Origin of the sequence: Solwaraspora sp. WMMA2059 (assembly GCF_027497315.1) — a bacterium.
Lineage (GTDB): Bacteria > Actinomycetota > Actinomycetes > Mycobacteriales > Micromonosporaceae > Micromonospora_E.
Map to the genome: position 1 here is coordinate 1,748,641 of NZ_CP114908.1, position 20,371 is coordinate 1,769,011.

A 20,371-nucleotide genomic window follows, 5' to 3' on the forward strand; every position below is an offset into this window, starting at 1 on the left:
GTCGATCCACTGGCGGACAGCATGGCTGACCCGGCCCGCCGGCCGTGAGCTGCGCTTCCCGGCTGGCGAGAAGGTACGACTGTAACCACGCCGGCAATGGCTGACAATCATGTCCGTGTTACCGCTTGTTTCGAATGTGTTATGTGGTCGACCACTGTCGACGAGAGTCGATCTGTGGCGGGCCGGACATGACGACCGGGGCGGTGTCGCGAGTCGCGACACCGCCCCGGTCGGGTGTTTGCGTGGCCGGTACGCCGTCAGGAGGCGCTGCAGGTCACCGACGGGGTGCCGCCGGACGACGAGCCGATGAACCCGAAGCTGGTGCTGGCACCGGCGCCGAGGCTGCCGTTGTAGGCGACGTTACGGGCGGTAACCGTCGACCCGCTGGCCGAGACCGTGGCGTTCCACGCCTGCTGCACGGTCTGCCCGCTCGGGTAGGCCAGGGTCACCGTCCAGCCGCTGATCGCCGAGGAGCCGGCGGTCACCCGGACCTCACCCTGGAAGCCGCCGGACCAGCTCGATGCGACCGTGTAGGAGGCGGTACATCCGGCCGATCCGGGCGGCGGCGTGGTCGGGGGTGCGGTGGTGGGCGGGGCCGTGGTGGGCGGCGGCGTGGTCGGAGGTGCGGTGGTGGGCGGCGGGTTGCTGCCGCCGAAGTTCACGTCGCTGCAGAAGTAGTAGGACTGGTCCATATGGCTGGCCTGCCAGATGGTGTAGACCATGTGTCGGCCGGTGCGCCCCGGCGCGGTCGCCGGGATGTCGATCTGCACCCCGCTGGGCACGCTCTGCCACTGCGACGCCGGCGTGTTGCCGATCTGGGCGACGAGCTCCAGATTGCCCCAGCCCAGTGCCTGGCTGATCGGGTTGAAGCCCTGCCGGGTCACGTACACCCGGATGTAGTCGGCACCGTGGCTGGCTTGATCGAACAATCGGACGCTGAACGAGTTGCTGATTGACTTGGCCCGCCAGTTGCCGATGGCGTCCATGGCGTTGTAGCGGCCGCCCTCGGTGCGTCCACCGCTGCAGAGCTGGCCGTCCGGGATGGCGCCCTGGTGGTTGCCGCCGACGCCTTCGCGGTAGAGGCCGTTCCAGTTCCACATGGCGGCAGCGTTGGCCTGCCATGCCTGATAGCACATGGGATCCTCGGTGGCCATCTCCGGTGCCATGTGGTTCCCGCCCCAGCGGTCGAGACATCCGTAGTTGCGGGAGGCCGGATCGAGCACTGATCCATGGGCCGAGGCGACATTGGCCAGTGCGGTGGTCAGCAGCAGCCCGGCGGCGACGGCAACGACCAGGGCGTACAGCGCGAGTGGTCGCCGGCCGGTGGTGGTGAGTGTGGGCATTACAGACTCCAACCTCGGTTGGTGCGCGCCGGTACGGGGCGCGGTAGCGAAAGCACGGATCGTCGCCCGCGAGCGCGCACGGATGTGCGCTGCGCGTCACGGTCCTGCGGAGAGTTGCCCTGCTCCCGCGTGGCTGCCGGCTCCCGAAGCTGTCCTACCTAAGAATCACGCTCACTTCAACGAAAGTCAATACATGGTGGTGTGTGGGGGCTGCGCGGGGATCGCCGATGAGGGCGGCGGATCTGCCGACCGCGGTCCGCGTCGGCGGCGCGGACCCGCGTGAGCTGCCCACGGCGTCGTCAAACACCCTGACGGGTGATTGCCGACGCGATCGGCAATGTCGCGTCCGGCCTGGCGGCAGACTCGTCCAGTAGCAGGCGAGGGAGGTGGCAGGCGAGGGAGGTGGCGGGTTGTCAGCGACCACGGAGGCCTTCTTCGCCAGCGTCCACGAACGCGATCCTCGGTTGCCCCCAGCAGTCGACGGCTCGCTGCGCTTCGACGTGCGGTACCGCGATCACACTGAGCAGTGGCTGCTGCGTTTCGCGGCGGGCCGCGTGCGGGCCGAACAGTCCGGTGCCGATGCGGATTGTGTCGTCGCCATCGACAGCGTGTTGTTCGAACAGATCCTGTGCGGGAAGGAACGACTCTTCCCCGCATTCATCCGCTTCGGGCTCACCCTGGAGGGCGTGATCGCGTTGCTGCCGATGCTCAACTGGCTGCTGCCCGACATGGTGGGTGCCCGGCATCCGCGGCAGCTGGCGGAGGGTTGGAAGGAAGCCAGGTGACGAACCTCAAGTACACCAGCATCCTCGAAGGCAACCTGTTCATGGTCAGCGACGAGCGCGGTGACGTGTCGCCCTCGACGGATATGCCTACCGGGCTGTTCGGTTTCGACATGCGCTACCTGTCCGTCTGGAATCTCACCGTCAACGGCGAACGCCTCTCCGTGCTGTCCGTTGACGACCTTCAGTACTTCGAATCGCGCTACTTCCTTGTTCCGGGCGAGCCGACCCACTACGTCGACGCGAGCATGTCGGTGATCCGCCAGCGTCGCCTCGGTGGTGGCGCCTTCGTGGAGCAGCTGACCGTGCTCAACCACCAGGAAGTCGCGGTCGACCTACGGGTCCGGCTCGACATCGCCACCGACTTCGCAGACTCCACCGAGTACGCCAACGTGCACAAGAAAGGGAAGATTTCCACCGCTGTCGAGCAGGACACCCTGCACATGTACTACACCCGGGAGAATCAGTGCCGTGAAGTGGTGATCACCAGCAGCGCTGAGGCGGCGATTGACGACCACGGGATGACGTTCGACATCAGCGTCGGGCCGCACGGATCGTGGGAGACCGTCCTGCAGTTGATCTACTGGGTGCGCGGCATCCATGGGCGGGACATCCGGGTGACCGCGCCAAACTTCGACGCCCCGGGCATGGTGGATGCGAGCCGGGTGCTGGCCGAGTGGCTCGCCGCCGCCCCCACCCTGAGCTGTGACTCGGCCCCACTCGACCAGGCGTACCGCCGCAGTCTCACCGATCTGGCGGCACTGCGTTTTACCGGGAACCTGCGTGGGGAACAGCAGTTCTCCGCCGGACTGCCCTGGATGATGGGACTGCAGGGTCGGGACAGCATCGTAACCTGCCTGCAGCTACTGCCGTTCATCCCGTCGATGGTGCCGAACGTCCTGCACTTTCTCGCGGACGCGCAGGGAACCCGGCTCGACGACTTCGCCGAGGAGGAACCCGGCAAGATCCTCCAGGAGTTCCGGTTCGGAGAGCGAGCCGGGTTCGGGGAGATCGCCGCCTGCCCCTACTACGGTGCGGCCGACACGACGCCGCTGTTCGTCATCCTGCTCGACGCGTACGACAGATGGACCGGAGATACCTCGATCGCCCAGGAGCTCGAGTTCCACACCCGACGGGCGTTGCGGTGGATCGACGAGTACGGCGACATCATGGGCGACGGCTACCTCTGGTACGCCAGACGCAACGACCGACTTGGCGTGGAGAACCAGTGCTGGAAAGACACGCCCGATGCCATTTCCTACCGCGATGGTCGGTTACCGGTCGGCCCCCGGGCCACTTGCGAGCTCCAGGGTTATGCCTACGACGCCAAACGTCGCGGTGCCCGGTTGGCCCGTGAGGTGTGGAACGATCCGGCGTACGCCGCCGAGCTCGAAGCCCAGGCCGCCGAGCTCAAGCGCCGGTTCAACCAGAGGTTCTGGATCCGCGACGGCCGCTACTACGCGCTCGGCGTGGACGCCGATGGCAACCACGTCGACGCCTGCGCCTCGAACATGGGGCACCTGCTGTGGAGCGGTATCGTCGACCCGGACAAGGCTCGGCACGTCGTCAAACATCTGATGAGCGAGCGGCTCTTCACCGGCTGGGGCATCCGTACCCTTGCCGAGGGCGACGGGCGGTACAGCCCGGTCGGCTTCCACACCGGGGCGATCTGGCCGTTCGACAACGCCCTCATCGCCCACGGCATGCGTCAGTACGGCTTCCATCAGGAAGCCGCCCGGGTAGCGGGTGCCATCATCGATGCTTCGGAGTTCTTCGACGGCCGCCTGCCCAGCGCGTTCGCGGGCTACGACCGGAAGTTGACCAAGTATCCGGTTCAGCTGCCGGCTGCGTGCAGCCCGCACTCCTGGTCGGCCGGGGCGGTGTTGATGTTCCTGTGTTCCATGCTCGGTCTCGACCCGAAGGGCGAGCATCTGATCGTCCGCCCGCACCTGCCGCGCGGCATCGGCCGGATCGAGCTGCTGGACCTCCCCGGTCGGTGGGGGCTGGTCGACGTGTTCGGCCGTGGGCACTGATCCGTCGCATGCAGCCGACTCCGGTAGGTCAACCCGAGGCAGGGCACCGGCGACGCCGGGTGGAGTATCCGCAGCGGCTACCGGGTACCGCAAAGGGACGACCTGCCGACGACCAAGGAAGGACCTACGGTGACTTCGACCACGCCCCGTACCACCCTCGCCGACCTGGCCACCGTCCCCGGCCCGTTCGTGTCGCTCTACCTGGACACCAGCGGCCGGGCCCCGGACACCGGCGAGCAGGTCCAGCTGCGCTGGCGGGCGGCCCGCCAACGGCTGGCCGAGGCGGGGGCGCCTGGCGAACTGCTCGACGTGATCGGCGGGCTGACGAACCGGGCCTACGCCGACGGGGACACCCTGGTGGTGATCGCCGACGCAGAGCGGGTGCGGCTGGTGCGTCAGCTGCCGGAACCGCCGGAGCGGGAGATCGCCAGCTACGGTGCGATCCCGCACCTGTTGCCCCTGTTGCGCTGGCAGCAGCGGCAGCTACCCGTTCTGGTGGTGGCGACCGACCGGGTCGGCGCCGAGATCGTCGCCCTGCAGCCGGACGGTGTGGAGGTGACCGAGTCGGTCGCCGGGGAGACGTTGCACATCACCCGGTCGCATCCGGGCGGCTGGTCCCAGCGGCGGTACCAGCAGCGGGCCGAGGACCGCTGGGAGGCCAACGCGACGCTGGTGGCCGAGCGGCTCGCCGAACTGGTCGACGAGGTCCGACCCCGGGCGGTCGTGGTCACCGGGGACGTCCGGGCGGTGCAGTTCCTACGGGACAAGTCGCCGACCCGGGTCGCCGAACTGCTGCACGAGGTGCAGGGCGCCTACGACACCACCGACGCGGCGGTCGAACAGGCCGTCGACGTGGTGGAGGGCATCGCCGACGCGGACGTGGCCGCCGCCGTCGCGGCGTACCGGCGGGAGATCGGCCAGGCTGACCGGGCCGCCGCTGGGGCGTCGGACACGCTCGCGACGCTCGCCCGCCGGCAGGTCGACACCCTGCTGCTGGTCGACGACCCGCAGCTGACAACCCGTTCGGCGTACGCCGGACCGCAGCCCGACCAGGTCGGTGCCACGGTCGGCGCGGTGGCCGTTTTCGGCGTGACGGATCCCGTCGAGGTGCCGCTGGGTGATGCCGCCGTGCGGGCCGCCCTCGCCGGCGGAACCCGGCTGGTGGTGGTGCCGGACAAGCTCGCCGACCAGGTGCCCGACGGCGTCGGTGCGATCCTGCGCTACACCGTCTGACCGGGCGGCAGGGACGTCCGACCCGGCTGGCGGGCCGGTCAGCGGTGCGAATGTGGGCGGGCCACCAGCACCGGGCAGTGTGCGTGGTGCACCAGTGTCTGACTGACCGAGCCGAGCAGCAGCCCGGTGAAGCCGCCGCGACCACGGGAACCGACCACCACCAGACCGGCCTTGCGGCTCGCCTCGACCATCACCGCGTCCGCCTCGACCCCTTCCAACGGCCGCTGCTCGATGGGCAGGTCCGGATGGCGTCGCCGGACGGCGGCGACGGCGGCGTCGAGCAGTTCGTCGGCCTCCCGGCGGGCACCGTCGGCCGGTGCCGCGACCTCCGTGCTGTCCCGCATCGGACTCGGCCACCAGACGTGGAGTACGGCCAGCCCGACCCGGCGCGCGGCGGCTTCGTCGGCTGCGGCGTGCAGGGCTTGCTCCGCGTGCGCCGAACCGTCGACGCCGACCAGTACCGGGCCGTCCGCCTCGACGGGCGCATCCGGTGGCCGGACCACCAGCACTGGGCAGTGTGCGTGCCCGGCCACCTGTGAACTGACCGAGCCGAGCAGCAGCCCGGTGAAGCCGCCGAGGCCCCGACTGCCGACCACGACCAGCTCCGCGTGCCGAGACTCCTCGATCAACGTAGGGGCCCCGCCGGCTGCCACCTGCCGGGTCTGCACCGTTATGCCGGGCCGCTCGCCGCGCAGCTGCGCGGCGGTCTCGGCGAGCATCCGCTCACCTTCCTCGTTCGGCCCGGGTAGTTCGCCGTCGTACGGATTGATCGGGATCCCGTACCCGAAGGCGTGCAGATAGCCGTGGACCAGTACCAACGGCGCGCCGTGCCGGACCGCGGCCTCGGCGGCGTGCCGGGCGGCGCACAAGCTGGCCGGTGATCCGTCCACCCCTGCGACGATCGGGTCACTCATCGTTCCTCCAGGACCGTGTCGATCACGTCGGCCGGATCCCGACGTGGCGTCGGTCGGCCGGGCTGACCGTATCCGATCCTGATGACCATTTGTGGTGTTCCGAATCGTCCGAGTGCCAGCCGGAGCTGCTCGCGGGCCTGAGTGACCTCGATCGGCTGGGACAGCATCGACGCGGCCAGGCCGGCGTCGGTGGCCGTCAACAACACCCGCTGCAGCGCCTGCCCGGCGGTGAGCTGGTCGCTCGGCGTGTTGCCGGTCGCGCCGAGCACCGCCACCAGCGGCTCGGACTCGAAGTCGCGGCCAGGGGTGCGACGGGCACTGCCGAACGGTCGCCGGGGAAGCAGGTCGTGCGGCTCCGCGACCGGTCCACCGGCGGCCGCCGGCACCCCGTCCGGTGCCGGGAAGTGCCGGGTCCACCGCGCTACTTCCGCCCGGTACCCGGGATCCCGGTCGAGCACCCGGTTGGCGCTGGTGGCGATCTCCGCGACGGCGGTGACGGCGGTTGAGCCGACCACCAGCTCCAGCCAGCCGCCCTCGGCCTGGGCCGCCTCGATCAGCCGCCGCCGCACCGGCGGCGGCACCGGATCCGGCCGCAACGGCAGCCGGTTGCTGTGCCGGCGTGGCACTGCGGCGTACAGCCTGGACTCGGCCGGCGTGACTGGCCGCGGTGGTCCGGGCACCAGCCGGGCCAGCAGCCACGGGTCGGCCGGCTCGGGGCGGAGCCGGACCTCGGCCGGTGTGCCGGCGGCGGCCAGGGCAAGCCGCAGGTTGAACAGGGCGGCCCCGCAGCCGATCCGGGCGGCCCAGCCGGTCGGATCGCAGGCGGTGAGCAGCCGGTCCGGGTCGAGCCGGAGCTCGATCGCGCTGCCGACCAGCCGGAACCGCCACGGCTGGCTGTTGTGCAGCGACGGGGCGCGGACCGCCGCGGTCACCGCGGTGCGCAGCTGGGCCATGGTGAACGTGGTGGTCAACATGACTACACGGTGTCCGGTCCGGGCCGGCACCGGCAGGGCCGTACGTCCCGGATCCTCCCGGGCCACCGGGCCCGTCCGTCTCGACTGCCTCGCCCGCCGTCACCTGCCCCAGGCGACCCCGGCGCCCGGGACTTTGGTCCCTGGCTGTAGCGCCCCGCGACAGGGTAGAAACAGAGGATGATCCGCGTCTTCCTGCTCGACGACCATGAGGTCGTCCGCCGTGGCCTTGCCGACCTGCTGCAGAGCAGCGGTGACATCGAGGTGATCGGCGAGTCCGGGTCCGCGCAGGAGGCTGCCCGGCGCATCCCGGCGCTGCGCCCGGACGTGGCGATCCTCGACGCCCGGCTGCCGGACGGCAACGGCATCGACGTCTGCCGGGACGTGCGGGCCGTCGACTCGTCCATCAACGGGCTGATCCTCACCTCGTACGAGGACGACGAAGCGCTCTTCGCCGCGATCATGGCCGGTGCCGCCGGTTACGTGCTCAAGCAGATCCGGGGCACCGACCTGGTGGACGCGGTACGCCGGGTGGCGGCCGGTCAGTCGCTGCTCGACCCGGCGGTGACCCGCCGGGTGCTGGAGCGGATCCGCAGCGGCGTCGAGGAGCCGCACGAGCTGAAGTCGCTCACCGAGCAGGAACGCCGGATCCTGGAGTACGTCGCCGAAGGGCTGACCAACCGGGAGATCGCCGGCAAGATGTTCCTCGCCGAGAAGACCGTGAAGAACTACGTCTCCAGCCTGCTCGCCAAGCTCGGCCTGGAGCGGCGGACCCAGGCGGCGGTGCTCGCCACCCGGCTGCTCGGCCCGCGTCACTGACCCTGCCGTAACGGGACCATTCCGGGTCAGGTCAGTCCCGTAACGGGACCATTCCGGGTCAGGTCAGTCCCGTAACGGGACTTTCCAGGTCAGGATGGTGCCGCGCGGATCCCCGGCGGCCACCGAGAAGGCTCCGTCGCGCTGTTCGGCACGTTCCCGCATGTTGACCAACCCGCCCCGGGCGGCGGCCGGGTCCACTCCGACGCCGTTGTCGGTCACCGTCAGCGCGATTTCCCCGCCGAGTGCTGACACCCGTACCGCGACCTGGCTCGCCCGGGCATGCCGTACCACGTTGGACAGCGCCTCCCGCAGCACCGCCAGCAGGTCCGGACGGATCTGGTCAGGCACGGCGCTGTCCACCGGCCCGTCCAGTTGCAGGGCGGGCCGGAAGCCCAACCCGTCGGCGGCCGAGTCGACCGCCTCGCGCAACTCGGTACGCAGGACCGCGCTCATCGGGGTACGCAGCTCGAAGATCGCCCGGCGGATGTCCCTGATGGTGGAGTCCAGATCGTCGACGGCGGTGTTGATCCGTGTTCCGATCTCCGGTCGGCCACTGCACAGCGGCATGGCGCTCTGCAACTGCAGCCCAGTGGCGAACAGCCGCTGGATCACCACGTCGTGCAGGTCGCGGGCGATCCGTTCCCGGTCCTCCAGCACCACCAGCAGCTCGCGTTCCTCCTGCGCCCGGGCCCGCTCGATGGCCAGCGCCGCCTGACCGGCGAAGCTGGCCAGCAGCGGCGCGTCCCCGTCGGCCGGCCCGGCAGCGTCCGCGCGGTGCGCCACCACCAGCACGCCGTGCAGTGTCTCCGAGACCGTCAGCGGAGAGATCACCGCCGGTCCGGCGGTGACCGGCACCGGCCACGGTGCCGCCTTCGCCAGGCTCTCCACCATGATCGGCTCACCGCTGGTGATCGCGCCGGCGAAGCTGGTCTCACCAGCCGGCAGCACCGCGCCGACCAGCCCGGAGGTCGACCCCCGCGGTACGTCCACCACCTCGACCGTGAACTGGGCCGCCTCGTCATCGTTGACCAGGACCAGCACCATCTCCGCCTCGGCCACCTCACGTGCCCGCCGGGCGACCAGGGCCAGCGCGTCGGTGCGGCGCACGGTGCCGAGCAGTACGCCGGTGATCTCTGCGGTGGCGGCCAGCCAACGTTCGCGTCGGTTGGCCAACTCGTACAGCCGGGCGTTCTCGATCGCCACGCCGGCGGCGGCGGCCAGCGCCGTCACGATCTCCTCGTCGTCCTCGGTGAACTCGGCCGCGCCCTGCTTCTCGGCCAGGTACAGGTTGCCGAACACCTGGTTGCGGATGCGCAGCGGCACTCCCAGGAAACTGTGCATCGGCGGATGGTGCGGCGGGAATCCGTACGACCGCGGGTGCCTGGTGATGTCCGGCATCCGCACCGGTGCCGGATCGTCGATGAGCAGGCCGAGAACGCCCCGACCGTGCGGCAGGTCACCGATCGCCGCGTGCGTCTGCGGGTCGATGCCGTGGGTGACGAAATCGACCAGATGGCGGTCCGGGCCGATCACCCCGAGGGCGCCGTACCGGGCTCCGGCCAACCCGCACGCCGCCTCGACGATGCGCCGCAGGGTGCTGTGCAGCTCCAGGTCGGTGCCGATGCCGACCACCGCGTCGAGCAACGCACGGAGCCGCTCCCGACTGGTGACGACCTCGCCGACCCGGTCGAGCATCTCGTGTAGCAGCTGGTCCAGTCGGACCCGGGACAGTGGGGTCAGGCCGAGCGACGGCGCGTCGCGGTGCTCGGCCGGCGGGGGGTTCGCGGCGCTCACAGCGACGATGCTAGCCGGCCCGTCGCCGGACCGGCTCGGCTCGCCGCCCGCCGGTCCGGCCCACTCAGTGCCGTGCCGGCCTGACCACGACCAGCGGACACTGACTGCGGTACAGCAGGGCGTTGCTCACCGAGCCGAGCAGCAGCCCGGTGAAGCCGCCCCGCCCGCGGGCGCCGACCACCAGCAGCTGACCCCGGGCCGACTCCTCGGTCAGCACCTTCGTCGCCCGCCCCTGGACCGACAGCTGCCGTACGGTCAGGTCGGGATGCCGCTGGCGGACCCCGGCCACCGACTCGGCGAGCAGCGCCTCCTCCTCCGCCTGCAGCGCCGCCGCGTCGTAGACCAGCGGTTGCATGTCACCCGGTCCGATAGACGGCGGATGGGTCCAGGTGTGGACCGCGAGCAACTCCGTACCGCGCAGGTCGGCCGCCTCGGCGGCGAACCCGACGGCCTGTGCCGACAGCTCGGAGCCGTCCACCCCGACGATGACCGGACCGCTGCGGTCGCAGTCGCCCCGGGCCACCAGCACCGGGCCGTCGGCGTGGGTCGCCACCTGGGAGGCGACGGAGCCGATCAGCGCCCCGGAGATCGGTCCGAATCCGTGGTCGCCGAGGACGACCAGCGCGGCGGAGCGTGCCTCGGCGAGCAGGACCATTGCGGCGGCCCCGTCGACCACCTGGGTGGCGATCTCGAGCTGCGGCGCTTCGTCGGCCGCCGCCTTGGCCGCCTCGTCGACGATCTCCCGGGTGTACCGTTCGACCTCACCTTCCGGCGGCACCGCTGGTGCCAACGCCATCGGTGCCTGCAGCGCCGGCCAGACGAAGGCGTGCACGATCCGCAGCGGGCGCCGTCGCATCGCGGCCTCCCGGGCGGCCAGCCGGACGGCCTGCACCGCGGCCTTGGAACCGTCGACGCCGACCAGTACGGGTCCGTCGGGATTCATCGACCCTCCTCGGGGTCGGTGGCGTGGGGGTTCGCGGCGTTCACCTCACTGGTGTCCACCAGCTGAGCCGCCGGTATCCTCGGCGGGTGCGGTGGGCCGGCGTGGTCCGGGCTGGCGATGCCGAGCCGTAGCACCAGGTACGGGTAGCCGAGCCCGGCGAGGATGTGTCGCAGGGTCTGCCGGGTGGCGGCCACCTCGACCGCCCCGCTCAGCGGAACCACCGAGATGCCCAGCTCGGTCGCGGTCAGCCAGGCCGACGAGAGCGCCTCGCCAGCGGCCAGCCAGGACGTCGGTTCGTCGTCGTCACCGAAGAGCAGGGCGTAGACGGCGGCCCGGTCGTGCCCGCCGCCGACCGGCAGGGTGCCGGACCGGCCGAAGTCGCGTCCGGGCACCGTGGTCTGCGCGGCCCGCTCCGGCAGGACCTCCTCGGGCAGTCCGGTGCCGGGCGGGGTGCCCAGCCCGGTCCAGTAGTCGAGTTCGCCGCGGATCTGCGGGTCCTCCGACTCGGCCTCCTCCGCCCGGCTGGCCGCCGCAGCGAGCAGCATCACCTGGTCGGAGGAGAGGATCTGCAGCTGGACGCCGGTGCCGGCGGCGGCGGTGACCGCGGTGACCGCCGCGACCGGTAGCGGTTCGTCGCTGACCGGCCGACGGTCGGTGTGTCGCACCTGCATCGCCTGGAACATCCGGACGGTGTCGGCCTGGACCGCGATCCGTTCGGTGGGTCGCAGCACCGCCAGCAGGTCCTCCTCGGCCGGGTCCGGCAGCCGTTGCACCTGCGCCGTCCAGCCCTGAGCGGCGAGCGCGATCCTCGCGTGGTGCAGCGCGGCGCCGCAGCTGAGGATGAGCAACCGGCGGTCCGGATCGGTGGCCGGCAACTGCCGGTCCCGGGCGGCGCGCAGCTCCAGACTGTCCGGCCGGACCCGCCATTGCCACGGCTGGGTGTTGTGCACCGACGGCGCGTAGCCGGCGGCCGCGGCGGCCTCGGCCAGTACGGCGGCCAACGGCCGGTCGGCGGTCGCGGCGTCGACGCCGGTCACCGCCGTGTCGACGGTGGTCCCGGTCCCGGTCCCGGTCCCGTTGGTGGTGACCTCGTCCATCTGCTGCCTCCTGGTCTGGGTCTGCTACGCCGACGGCTCGTGGCCGACGGGACGCGGGGAATCCGGACCCGAACCACGTCCGTTCCCGCTCCGGGACAGATGTAACACCAGTGCGGGCAGCGCCGCGACAGCGGCACAGGCCGCCAACTCGGTCAGGGCCAGCGGCTCGGTGCCGAGCAGCGCCCGCAGCGGACCGAGGTGGACCCCGGCGAGCTGCAGCAGGCCCGCCCCGGCCACCGCGAATACCAGCGCCGGGTTCGCCATCCGCCGTCGGCCGTCGGCCGCCGTCGTACCCCGTTGAGTGCCTTCCGCCGCCGTGCCCCGACGGGCCCGGACCGCGAGCGCGACGCCCAGCTGGGCCAGCCCGAGGGTGACGAAGACCACCGTCTGCCAGGGCCGGCCCATGTGGTACGCGGCGACACCGGCCGCCAGGGTGACCGCCGTGATCAACGTGCCGGTGGTGAGCACCCCGGCGAGCAGGCCGGCGCCGAGCACCGACTCGGTGGGCGGTCGGGGTGGCCGGCGCGATCCGCCCCAACGCGCTGTCGGCGCCGGTCCGGGTGACGATGCCGGTCGCCCGGCCGGCGACGACGACGGTGCCGGCGTGGGCCCGGTCACCGTCGTCGTGCTGCACCGGCACCGATTCACCGGTCAGTGTCGACTCGTCGCAGCGCAGCCGGGTCGCGGCGGTGAGGACCAGATCGGCGGGGACGATGTCGCCAGCGGTGATCTTCACCAGATCGCCCGGGACCAGTTCGGCCGCCGGCACGACCCGGTCGACACCGTCGCGTCGCACCCGGGCCACCGGCGCCGCCAGCCGGTCCAGCGCGGCGACCGCCCGGTCCGCCCGGACCTCCTGAACCACGCCGATACTGGTGTTCACCACCACCACGAGCAGGATCACCACGGTGTTCGGGTAGTCGGCGAGTGCCGTGGTGACCACCCCGGCGGCGAGCAGCAGCACGACCAGCGGATCGCTCAGTTGGCGGGCCACCCGGCGGACCAGCCCGGTGCGGTCGGGCCCGCCCGGCACGATGTTCGGCCCGTACTCGATGGTCCGCCGGGTGACCTCGGCGGCGTCCAGTCCACCCGGATCGACCGGTGGCACGGGATCGACGGCAGGTACGCCCGGATCGACGACCGGTCGCGTGTCAACTGGCACCGGCCACCCCCACCGCGTCGACCGGCCGGGTCGGCGCGGGTTCGAGCAACTCGGCGAGCGGCCGGCGGGGCACCGGTGGACTGAGCGGCCCGTAGCCGATCCGGATGATCGCCTGCGCCCGCCGTCCGTCCTGCTGGCGACCGAGCAGGTCACGCAGTTCGGGAAACTCCAGCGGCTGGGTCAGCAGCGTGGTGGCCAGGCCGCGTACCGTCGCGGTGAGCAGCACCCGCTGCAGCGCCTGCCCGGCGCGCAGCCAGTCCCGCGGGGCGTCGCCGACGGTGTACAGCACGGCGAGGACCGGGTCCTCCTCGAACGCGGCGACCCGCCGTCGCGGGGCCGGCCAGACCAGTCCGAAGTCGCGTACCGGCACGGTGCGGGGGACCGGCCAGGGTCCGAAGGCCTGCGGCGGTACGCCGTCGAGCCGGCCCGGTCGGTCCCGGGTCCACCGTTCCAGCTCCGCCCAGTACGCCGGGTCGACCCGACGGCGGTCCTCGGCGGTGCCGATCAGCGCCAGCACCGACGAGCGCATCATCGGGTCGACGACGGCCAGCCGACCGTGCTCGGTCCGGGCGGCGGCGGTGAGCTCGTCGAGCACCTCGCCGGGGACCGCCAGGTCGGCGAACGGGCGGCGGTTGGTGCGCCGGTGGGCGACGGCCCGGGCGAGCAGCCGTACCGTCTCGTCCGTCTCGGTCGGCGCCCCGACCGCGATCCGGGCCAGCAGGTCCGGGTTGTCGGGCTCGGGCAACAGCAGCATGACCGGCATCCGACCGTGGGCCAGCATCGCCACCCGCAGGTTGAACACGGCGGCGCCGACGCTGATGGTCAGTTCCCGGCCGGCCGGGTCGACCAGGTCGACCTGTCGGCGCCGGTCGGCGAGCACCTCGATGCCGGTCGGGTGCGGGCGGAACCGCCACGGCTGGCTGTTGTGCACCGACGGTGCGGCGGCTGCGGCCTCCAGGCAGGCCGCCATCAGCGGACCTGGCCGTCCGTTCCTGATCCATCCGGCGTTCATCGCCGCCCACCACCCCTTCTGCCCGTCGCGCCCTCATCGGTTCCACTCTCGTCCGGATCGGTCCGTCGGGGCAGGGGCGTTGCGCCGCTTCCCGACGGGCACTGCGTCCCGCCCGGGCGGGACCTCCGACCCTGTCGCCCAGGGCGGACCGTCAGCTGCGATGGAAGTCCGTGGTACGTGTCCGTGATCGGACGGAGGAGCGATGATCCGGACCATCGATCTGCTCGACGCCCACCCGTTCCTGGCCGACCTACCCCGGCCCTGGCTGGAGCGGCTGTCGTACCAGGCGCGCCCCGGGGTCCGGCACAGCGGGCAGCAGATCTTCCAGCAGGGACGGTCGGCGGACCGGTTCTGGCTGCTGCGGACCGGGCAGGTGGCGTTGAACTTCCAGGTGCCGGGCCGTGGCGAGATCGACATTGAGACGGTTGCGGCCGGGAGCGTGCTGGGCTGGTCGTGGCTGTTTCCGCCGTACCGCTGGGAGTTCGGGGCGGTGGCGGTGGACCAGACCCTGACGATCGAGTTCGACGCGGCCGGTACCCGTCGGATGATCAGCCAGGACGACGCCCTGGGCCGGGAGCTGACCACTCGATTCATGCGGGTCGTGGTCGACCGGTTGCACGCCGCCCGGACCCGGCTCACCGAGCTGTACGCCTATCCACCGGCCATCGACGGGGATTCGTCCCGACCGGCCGCTGACGTGGATCCGGCCGGCCGCCGGCCCGGTCGCGACGGGTGATGGCCGCGACGAGGTGACCGGTCGGTAATCGGACCCGGTGTGCGAGCGGCCGCGGCGGGGTGGTCGTTGGACGCTTGTCCGCCTAGCCGGAGCTCAGGGCGCGGTACAGCATGATGCGCTGTCTCGACAGGCGTCGATTCAGCTGATGGGGTGACGGGCCTGGCTCCCGGACGTCCCGTGCTGCGTGCTGCGTCTCGGCTGGCCGCCACCACGTCGAGAGGAGACAGATGAGCATCGAGTACGCCGCCCGGCAACTGCCCGTGGTCGTGATCGGCGCCGGCCCGGTGGGACTGGCCGCCGCCGCCCATCTCGCCGGGCACCGGGTCCCGTCGCTGGTGCTGGAAGCGGGTGCCGCCGCCGGTGCCGCGATCCGTAGCTGGCAGCACGTACGGCTGTTCAGCAGCTGGCGGGACAACATCGACCCGGTTGCCGGCCGACTGCTCGACGCCGCCGGCTGGTCGGTGCCCGAATCCGGGTACCACCCGACCGGGGCCGAACTGATCGAGGAGTACCTGCTGCCGCTGGCGAAGCTGCCGGTACTGGCCGACCGGATCCGCTACGGCACCCGGGTCACCGGGATCACCCGGCTCGGCATCGACCGGCTGCGCGGCGCCGGACGCGTCAACGCGCCGTTCGTGGCCCGCTTGGCCGACGGTACCGAACAGCTCGCCCGCGCCGTCGTCGACGCGTCGGGGACCTGGGACACCCCCAACCATCTGGGTGGTGAGGGCCTGCCGGCGATCGGCGAGCGGGCCGCCGCGGCACATCTCGACTTCGCCCTGCCCGATGTGCTCGGCGTCGACCGGCCGGCACACGCCGGCCGGCACACCGTCGTGGTCGGCGCCGGACACTCGGCCGCCACCACCCTGCTCGACCTGATCGAGCTGGCCGACCAGCAGCCCGGCACCCGGATTACCTGGGCGGTCCGCCGGGTGACCGTCGATCCGGTCTTCGCGCCGGGCGCCGCCGACGCGTTGCCGGCGCGCGGGGCGAATGGCACCCGGCTACGGCAACTCGTCGACGCCGGCCGGATCACCCTGGAGACCGGATTCGTCACCCACCGGGTGGAGCAACTGTCCGATCTCGGTCCGGTCCGGCTGTTCAGCCGCGACGGACGGATGATCGTCGCCGACCGGGTGGTCGTCGCCACCGGCTTCCGTGCCGACCACCGGATCGCCGCCGAGCTGCGCCTCGACCTTGACCCGGTGCTCGGCACCAGCCGTGGCCTGGCCACGGTGCTCGACCCTGGGCCGGCCTGCGGCTGGTCGGCGCCGGTACCCGGGGTCGACGAACTGCGTCATCCCGAGTCCGGCTACTTCGTCGTCGGCATCAAGAGCTACGGGCGGGCGTCGGCCTTCCTGATGGCCACCGGCTACCGCCAGGTCCGGCAGATCGCGGCCGAACTGGCCGGCGCGACAGCCGGCGGGGGCTGGCGTGGCGTCACCCACCGGTTCCGCTGGCCACCGGCGTGGCGGGCCGACCGCCCGGTGACCGTGGCCAACGGCGACCAGGTCGGTAGCCGGGGGTCGCGGTAGCCGGTGAGTTCCAGCAGCCGGTAGGCCCGCTCAGTAGACGGTAAGTCCACGGGCGCGGAACTGGCCCCGCACCCGGTCCAGCCGCGCGTCGTCCGGCGGTGCCGTCGCCGCCAGCGGATAGTCCAGGCCCAGCTCGGTGTACTTGTGCGCGCCGAGCCGGTGGAACGGCAGCACGTCGACCCGCTGCACCGTCGGCAGGCCGGCCGCCACCTCGGCAACCCCGGCCACGTTCGCCTCGGCGTCGGTGAGCCCCGGCACCAGCACGAACCGGACCCAGATCGGGGTGCCCCGGTCGGCCAACCGGCGGGCGAACCGCAGGGTCGGATCGAGCCGCCCGGTGCGGGTCACCCGACGGTAGGTCAGCGGATCGGACGACTTGATGTCGAGCAGCACCAAGTCGGTGGCGTCCAGCAGGTCGTCGTCCGCCCGGGCGCCGAGGAACCCGGAGGTGTCCAGCGCGGTGTGCAGGCCGGCGTCGTGGCACCGGCGCAGCACCGCGCGGACGAAGTCCGGCTGCATCAGTGGCTCACCGCCGCTGAGCGTCACCCCGCCACCGGCGACCGAGATGAACCGCTGGTAGCGCAGTACCTGCGCGACCAGCGCGTCGTCGGTGGTCGGGGTGCCGGCGCGCCGGAACCAGGTGTCCGGGCTGTGGCAGAACTGGCAGCGCAGCGGACAGCCGGCGAGGAACGCGACGAACCGGGTACCGGGGCCGTCCACCCCGATCGACACGTCATACGAGTGGACCGCCCCGGTGGTCACCTCACAGCCCTCCGTGGAACGTCCGGGAGATGACATCGCGCTGCTGCTCGGCGGTGAGCCGCACGAAGTTCACCGCGTACCCGCTGACCCGGATGGTCAGCTGCGGGTAACGCTCCGGGTGCGCCATCGCGTCCTCCAGGGTGGCCCGGTCCAGCACGTTGACGTTGAGGTGGAAGCCGCCGGCGTCGGTGTAGCCGTCCAGCACACCGACCAGGTTGGCCACCCGTTCCGCCGGGGTGCGCCCCAGGCCCGCCGGGGTCACCGTGGTGGTCAGCGAGATGCCGTCGCGGGCGCAGTCGTACGGCAGCTTCGCCACGGACATCGCCGCGGCCACCAGCCCGTGCCGGTCCCGGCCGTTCATCGGGTTGGCACCGGGGGCGAAGGGTTCGCCGGCCCGCCGGCCGTCCGGGGTGTGCCCGGTGTGCTTGCCGTACACCACGTTCGAGGTGATGGTCAGCACCGACAGGCTGTGCTCGGCTTCGCGGTAGGCCGGCTGCCGGCGCAGCTTGGCCATGAACGTCTCGACCAGCCAGACCGCGATCTCGTCCACCCGGTCGTCGTTGTTTCCGAAGGCCGGGTACTCACCGTCGACCACGTAGTCGACCACCAGTCCGGTCTCGTCGCGCAGCACCTTGACCCGGGCGTACCGGATCGCCGACAGGCTGTCGGCGGCCACCGACAGGCCGGCGATCCCGCAGGCCAGGAACCGGTGCACCGGGTAGTCGTGCAGCGCCATCTGCAACCGTTCGTACGCGTACCGGTCGTGCATGTGGTGGATGACGTTGAGCGCGGTGACGTAGGTGGTGGCCAGCCAGTCCAACGTCCGGTCGAAGGCCGCGAGGACCTCGTCGTAGTCGAGGATCTCCCCGCCGACCGGCTGACTCACCGGGGCGATCTGCTCGCCGGTGACCTCGTCGCGGCCGCCGTTGATGGCGTACAGCAGGGCCTTGGCCAGGTTGGCCCGGGCCCCGAAGAACTGCATGTCCCGGCCGAGGCGCATGGCCGACACGCAGCAGGCGATCGCGGTGTCGTCGTCGTACCAGGACCGCAGCGTGTCGTCGTTCTCGTACTGGATGGCGCTGGTGTCCAGCGACACCTGGGCGCAGAAGCTTTTCAACCCCTCGGGCAGCGTGGGCGACCAGAGCACGGTCAGGTTCGGCTCCGGCGCCGGTCCCAGGTTGTAGAGCGTCTGCAGGTAGCGGAACGTGGTCCGGGTGACCAGGGTCCGCCCGTCGGTGCCGGTTCCGCCCAGGGACTCGGTCACCCAGGTGGGGTCGCCGGAGAAGAGCTCGTCGTACTCGGGGGTGCGCAGGAACCGGATGATCCGCAACTTGACCACGAAGTCGTCGACCAGTTCCTGCGCGGCCAGCTCGGTCAGCTGTCCGGCGTCGATGTCGCGCTGCAGGTAGACGTCGAGGAACGTGGCGGTCCGGCCGAGTGACATCGCTGCGCCGTTTTGTTCCTTGCAGGCGGCCAGGTAGGCGAAGTACAGCCACTGGACCGCCTCCCGGGCGTCGGCGGCGGGCCGGGTCACGTCGTAGCCGTACGCGGCTGCCATCTCGACCAGCTCACCGAGTGCCCGGATCTGCTCGGCCAGCTCCGCCCGGTCGCGGATCACGTCGTCGGTGGACGGGACCAGGTCCAGCGCCTCGCGGTGGGCCCGGCGTTCGGCGATCAACCGGTCCACCCCGTACAGGGCGACCCGCCGGTAGTCGCCGATGATCCGGCCCCGCCCGTAGGCGTCCGGCAGCCCGGTGACGATGTGCGAACGGCGGGCCCGCAGCACATCGGCCGGGTAGGCGTCGAAGACGGCGTCGTTGTGGGTCTTGCGGTACGCGGTGAAGATCCGGTGCACCTGCGGGTCGGCCGGGTAGCCGTACGCCGCGAGGGCGCTCTCCACCATCCGCAGCCCGCCGTGCGGCATGATCGCCCGACGCAGCGGCGCGTCGGTCTGCAGGCCGACGATCAGCTCGCGGTCCTTGTCGATGTAGCCGGGGGCGTGCGCGGTGATGGTGGACGGCGTGGAGGCGTCGATGTCGTAGACGCCCCGGCGGCGTTCCTCGACGAACATGTCCCGCAGCCGGTCCCAGACCGCCCGGGTCCGGTCGGTCGCGCCGGTGACAAATCCGGCGTCGCCGGTGTACGGCGTGTAGTTGGCCTGAACGAAGGCGGCCACGTCGATCGTGTCCCGCCACCGTCGTCCCTGGAAGGTCCGCCACGGATCGCGGATCTGCTCGGCGAACACGTCAGCCTCCATTTGGGGTTTGTGCCCGGCGGGTCGGGGACGGCCCGCCGGGCGGGGTGGTCGTCGGCGCGGTGGGCGTCGGCGGGGGGTCGGCGCGCCCGCTCAGCGGGCGTCGGCCGGGACGGTGTCGCGGACGACCGCGACCGGGCTGTGACTGTGGTGCAGCAGCTGCTGCGACACCGAGCCGAGCAGCAGGCCGGTGAAGCCGCCCCGGCCGCGCGAGCCGACCACCACCAGATTGGCGGTACGCGACGCGTCGACCAGGACCCGGCCTGGGTTGTCGACGACCGCCTCGGCGGTCATCGTGACCTCGGGGTACTTCTCCCGCCACCCGGTCAGCTCGTCGTCGAGCAGGGCGCGCTCGGCGGCGACGATCTCCCGGGGGTCGAAGGCCGGTGGCTGCCACTGCGGTGCCGGCAGGTGCCAGGCCCGCAGTACCCGCAGCGGCACCAGCCGGCTGGCCGCCTGCTCGGCGGCGAAGCACAGCGCGGCCAGCGACGGCTCGGAGCCGTCCACGCCGACCACCACCGGGGCGGTCGGGTGCGCCGCGCCGCGGACCACCACCACCGGGCAGTGCGCGTGCGCGGAGACGGCCACGCTGGTCGACCCGAGCAGCAGGTCCGCGAAGCCGCCGTGCCCCCGGTTGCCGACCACCAGCAACGCCGCGTCCCGGGACTTCTCCCGCAGCCGTAGGGCGGCGGGTCCGTCGAGGACGACGGTGCTGATGTCGGCGTCCGGGTGCGTCTCGGCGGCTTCGGCGGCCGCCACCCGCAGCATCGTCTCCGCGTCGCGTCGGGATGCCGCGTTCGGCCAGCTGGTCGGCACGGGGACCAGCGGCCCGGCCCCGGTCGGCCATTCGAACGCGTACGCGAGGACCACCGGGGTGGCGGTCCGGACGGCTTCGGCGACCGCCCAGCTGACTGCGGCGTCGGCGCTGGACGACCCGTCGTACCCGACGACGATCGGCCTGACCATGGCGATCACCTCCGG

At 71.9% G+C, this 20,371-nt stretch carries 17 protein-coding genes and 1 pseudogene; 6 read left to right on the forward strand and 12 right to left on the reverse strand.

Annotated elements, in window-relative coordinates:
• Positions 1-257 precede the first annotated feature (257 nt).
• A complete protein-coding gene (locus tag O7553_RS07990) occupies positions 258-1,343 on the reverse strand; it encodes a lytic polysaccharide monooxygenase (protein WP_281554181.1) in 1,086 nt (361 codons plus the stop codon).
• Positions 1,344-1,753: 410 nt separating this feature from the next.
• Between O7553_RS07990 and O7553_RS07995 the strand changes: the two genes are divergently transcribed.
• From O7553_RS07995 to O7553_RS08005, 3 genes are all read left to right on the forward strand, one after another.
• A complete protein-coding gene (locus O7553_RS07995) occupies positions 1,754-2,128 on the forward strand; it encodes an SCP2 sterol-binding domain-containing protein (RefSeq protein WP_281554182.1) in 375 nt (124 codons plus the stop codon).
• A complete protein-coding gene (locus O7553_RS08000) occupies positions 2,125-4,158 on the forward strand; it encodes a glycogen debranching N-terminal domain-containing protein (RefSeq protein ID WP_281554183.1) in 2,034 nt (677 codons plus the stop codon). The genes O7553_RS07995 and O7553_RS08000 overlap by 4 nt, the downstream gene beginning before the upstream one ends.
• 129 nt (positions 4,159-4,287) lie before the next feature.
• Positions 4,288-5,391, forward strand: coding sequence for a Vms1/Ankzf1 family peptidyl-tRNA hydrolase (locus O7553_RS08005; RefSeq protein ID WP_281554184.1), 1,104 nt, complete (start codon positions 4,288-4,290; stop codon positions 5,389-5,391).
• A 38-nt stretch (positions 5,392-5,429) separates the two neighbouring features.
• Here the strand turns inward: O7553_RS08005 and O7553_RS08010 are convergent, their stop codons facing one another.
• A complete protein-coding gene (locus tag O7553_RS08010; RefSeq protein ID WP_281554185.1) occupies positions 5,430-6,305 on the reverse strand; it encodes a universal stress protein in 876 nt (291 codons plus the stop codon).
• Positions 6,302-7,276: a nitroreductase family protein gene (locus O7553_RS08015; RefSeq protein WP_281555529.1), complete on the reverse strand. Its 975-nt coding sequence runs from the start codon at positions 7,274-7,276 to the stop codon at positions 6,302-6,304. The genes O7553_RS08010 and O7553_RS08015 overlap by 4 nt, the downstream gene beginning before the upstream one ends.
• A gap of 180 nt (positions 7,277-7,456) precedes the next feature.
• Here O7553_RS08015 and O7553_RS08020 point away from each other — a divergent pair, with 180 nt between their 5' ends.
• Positions 7,457-8,095, forward strand: a complete 639-nt coding sequence (locus O7553_RS08020) for a response regulator transcription factor (RefSeq protein ID WP_123600861.1) — start codon at positions 7,457-7,459, stop codon at positions 8,093-8,095.
• Positions 8,096-8,158: 63 nt separating this feature from the next.
• Here O7553_RS08020 and O7553_RS08025 read toward each other — a convergent pair whose 3' ends face one another.
• From O7553_RS08025 to O7553_RS08050, 6 genes and pseudogenes are all read right to left on the reverse strand, one after another.
• Entirely contained in the window at positions 8,159-9,790 is a 1,632-nt protein-coding gene (locus tag O7553_RS08025) for a GAF domain-containing protein (protein WP_281555530.1), read from the reverse strand.
• Positions 9,791-9,953: 163 nt separating this feature from the next.
• Positions 9,954-10,832 (reverse strand): universal stress protein, encoded by an 879-nt coding sequence (locus tag O7553_RS08030; RefSeq protein ID WP_281554186.1) that lies wholly within the window; start codon positions 10,830-10,832, stop codon positions 9,954-9,956.
• A complete protein-coding gene (locus O7553_RS08035) occupies positions 10,829-11,929 on the reverse strand; it encodes a nitroreductase (protein WP_281554187.1) in 1,101 nt (366 codons plus the stop codon). Before O7553_RS08035 ends, O7553_RS08030 begins: the two co-directional genes overlap by 4 nt.
• 24 nt (positions 11,930-11,953) lie before the next feature.
• Positions 11,954-12,424 carry a cation-translocating P-type ATPase C-terminal domain-containing protein gene (locus O7553_RS08040; RefSeq protein WP_281554188.1) on the reverse strand — a complete coding sequence of 157 codons (471 nt, stop codon included), beginning with the start codon at positions 12,422-12,424 and terminating at the stop codon, positions 11,954-11,956.
• A 64-nt stretch (positions 12,425-12,488) separates the two neighbouring features.
• Positions 12,489-13,091 (reverse strand): annotated as a pseudogene (locus O7553_RS08045) (HAD-IC family P-type ATPase); the annotation flags it as partial.
• Positions 13,081-14,103: a nitroreductase family protein gene (locus O7553_RS08050; protein ID WP_281554189.1), complete on the reverse strand. Its 1,023-nt coding sequence runs from the start codon at positions 14,101-14,103 to the stop codon at positions 13,081-13,083. The pseudogene O7553_RS08045 and the gene O7553_RS08050, both read right to left, overlap by 11 nt.
• 202 nt (positions 14,104-14,305) lie before the next feature.
• Here O7553_RS08050 and O7553_RS08055 point away from each other — a divergent pair, with 202 nt between their 5' ends.
• Both O7553_RS08055 and O7553_RS08060 read left to right on the forward strand, forming a co-directional pair.
• Positions 14,306-14,839: a cyclic nucleotide-binding domain-containing protein gene (locus tag O7553_RS08055; protein ID WP_281554190.1), complete on the forward strand. Its 534-nt coding sequence runs from the start codon at positions 14,306-14,308 to the stop codon at positions 14,837-14,839.
• A gap of 227 nt (positions 14,840-15,066) precedes the next feature.
• Positions 15,067-16,374: an FAD-dependent oxidoreductase gene (locus O7553_RS08060; protein ID WP_281554191.1), complete on the forward strand. Its 1,308-nt coding sequence runs from the start codon at positions 15,067-15,069 to the stop codon at positions 16,372-16,374.
• A 30-nt stretch (positions 16,375-16,404) separates the two neighbouring features.
• Here the strand turns inward: O7553_RS08060 and pflA are convergent, their stop codons facing one another.
• The 3 genes from pflA to O7553_RS08075 all read right to left on the reverse strand — a co-directional run bounded on the left by pflA (position 16,405) and on the right by O7553_RS08075 (position 20,356).
• Entirely contained in the window at positions 16,405-17,136 is a 732-nt protein-coding gene (gene pflA, locus O7553_RS08065) for a pyruvate formate-lyase-activating protein (RefSeq protein WP_281554192.1), read from the reverse strand.
• A 1-nt stretch (position 17,137) separates the two neighbouring features.
• Positions 17,138-19,393, reverse strand: a complete 2,256-nt coding sequence (gene pflB / locus O7553_RS08070; RefSeq protein ID WP_281554193.1) for a formate C-acetyltransferase — start codon at positions 19,391-19,393, stop codon at positions 17,138-17,140.
• Positions 19,394-19,483: 90 nt separating this feature from the next.
• Positions 19,484-20,356, reverse strand: coding sequence for a universal stress protein (locus O7553_RS08075; protein WP_281554194.1), 873 nt, complete (start codon positions 20,354-20,356; stop codon positions 19,484-19,486).
• Positions 20,357-20,371 lie beyond the last annotated feature (15 nt).

What these genes read in the sequence shown, in the direction of transcription:
- O7553_RS08025 (WP_281555530.1), bottom strand. Translation starts at nt 9,790, where the DNA reads ATGCTCGACCGGGTCGGCGAGGTCGTCACCAGTCGGGAGCGGCTCCGT.
- pflB (WP_281554193.1), bottom strand. Translation starts at nt 19,393, where the DNA reads ATGGAGGCTGACGTGTTCGCCGAGCAGATCCGCGATCCGTGGCGGACC.
- O7553_RS08050 (WP_281554189.1), bottom strand. Translation starts at nt 14,103, where the DNA reads ATGAACGCCGGATGGATCAGGAACGGACGGCCAGGTCCGCTGATGGCG.
- O7553_RS08030 (WP_281554186.1), bottom strand. Translation starts at nt 10,832, where the DNA reads ATGAATCCCGACGGACCCGTACTGGTCGGCGTCGACGGTTCCAAGGCC.
- O7553_RS07990 (WP_281554181.1), bottom strand. Translation starts at nt 1,343, where the DNA reads ATGCCCACACTCACCACCACCGGCCGGCGACCACTCGCGCTGTACGCC.
- O7553_RS08060 (WP_281554191.1), top strand. Translation starts at nt 15,067, where the DNA reads ATGAGCATCGAGTACGCCGCCCGGCAACTGCCCGTGGTCGTGATCGGC.
- O7553_RS08010 (WP_281554185.1), bottom strand. Translation starts at nt 6,305, where the DNA reads ATGAGTGACCCGATCGTCGCAGGGGTGGACGGATCACCGGCCAGCTTG.
- O7553_RS08020 (WP_123600861.1), top strand. Translation starts at nt 7,457, where the DNA reads ATGATCCGCGTCTTCCTGCTCGACGACCATGAGGTCGTCCGCCGTGGC.
- O7553_RS08075 (WP_281554194.1), bottom strand. Translation starts at nt 20,356, where the DNA reads ATGGTCAGGCCGATCGTCGTCGGGTACGACGGGTCGTCCAGCGCCGAC.
- O7553_RS08055 (WP_281554190.1), top strand. Translation starts at nt 14,306, where the DNA reads ATGATCCGGACCATCGATCTGCTCGACGCCCACCCGTTCCTGGCCGAC.
- O7553_RS08035 (WP_281554187.1), bottom strand. Translation starts at nt 11,929, where the DNA reads ATGGACGAGGTCACCACCAACGGGACCGGGACCGGGACCGGGACCACC.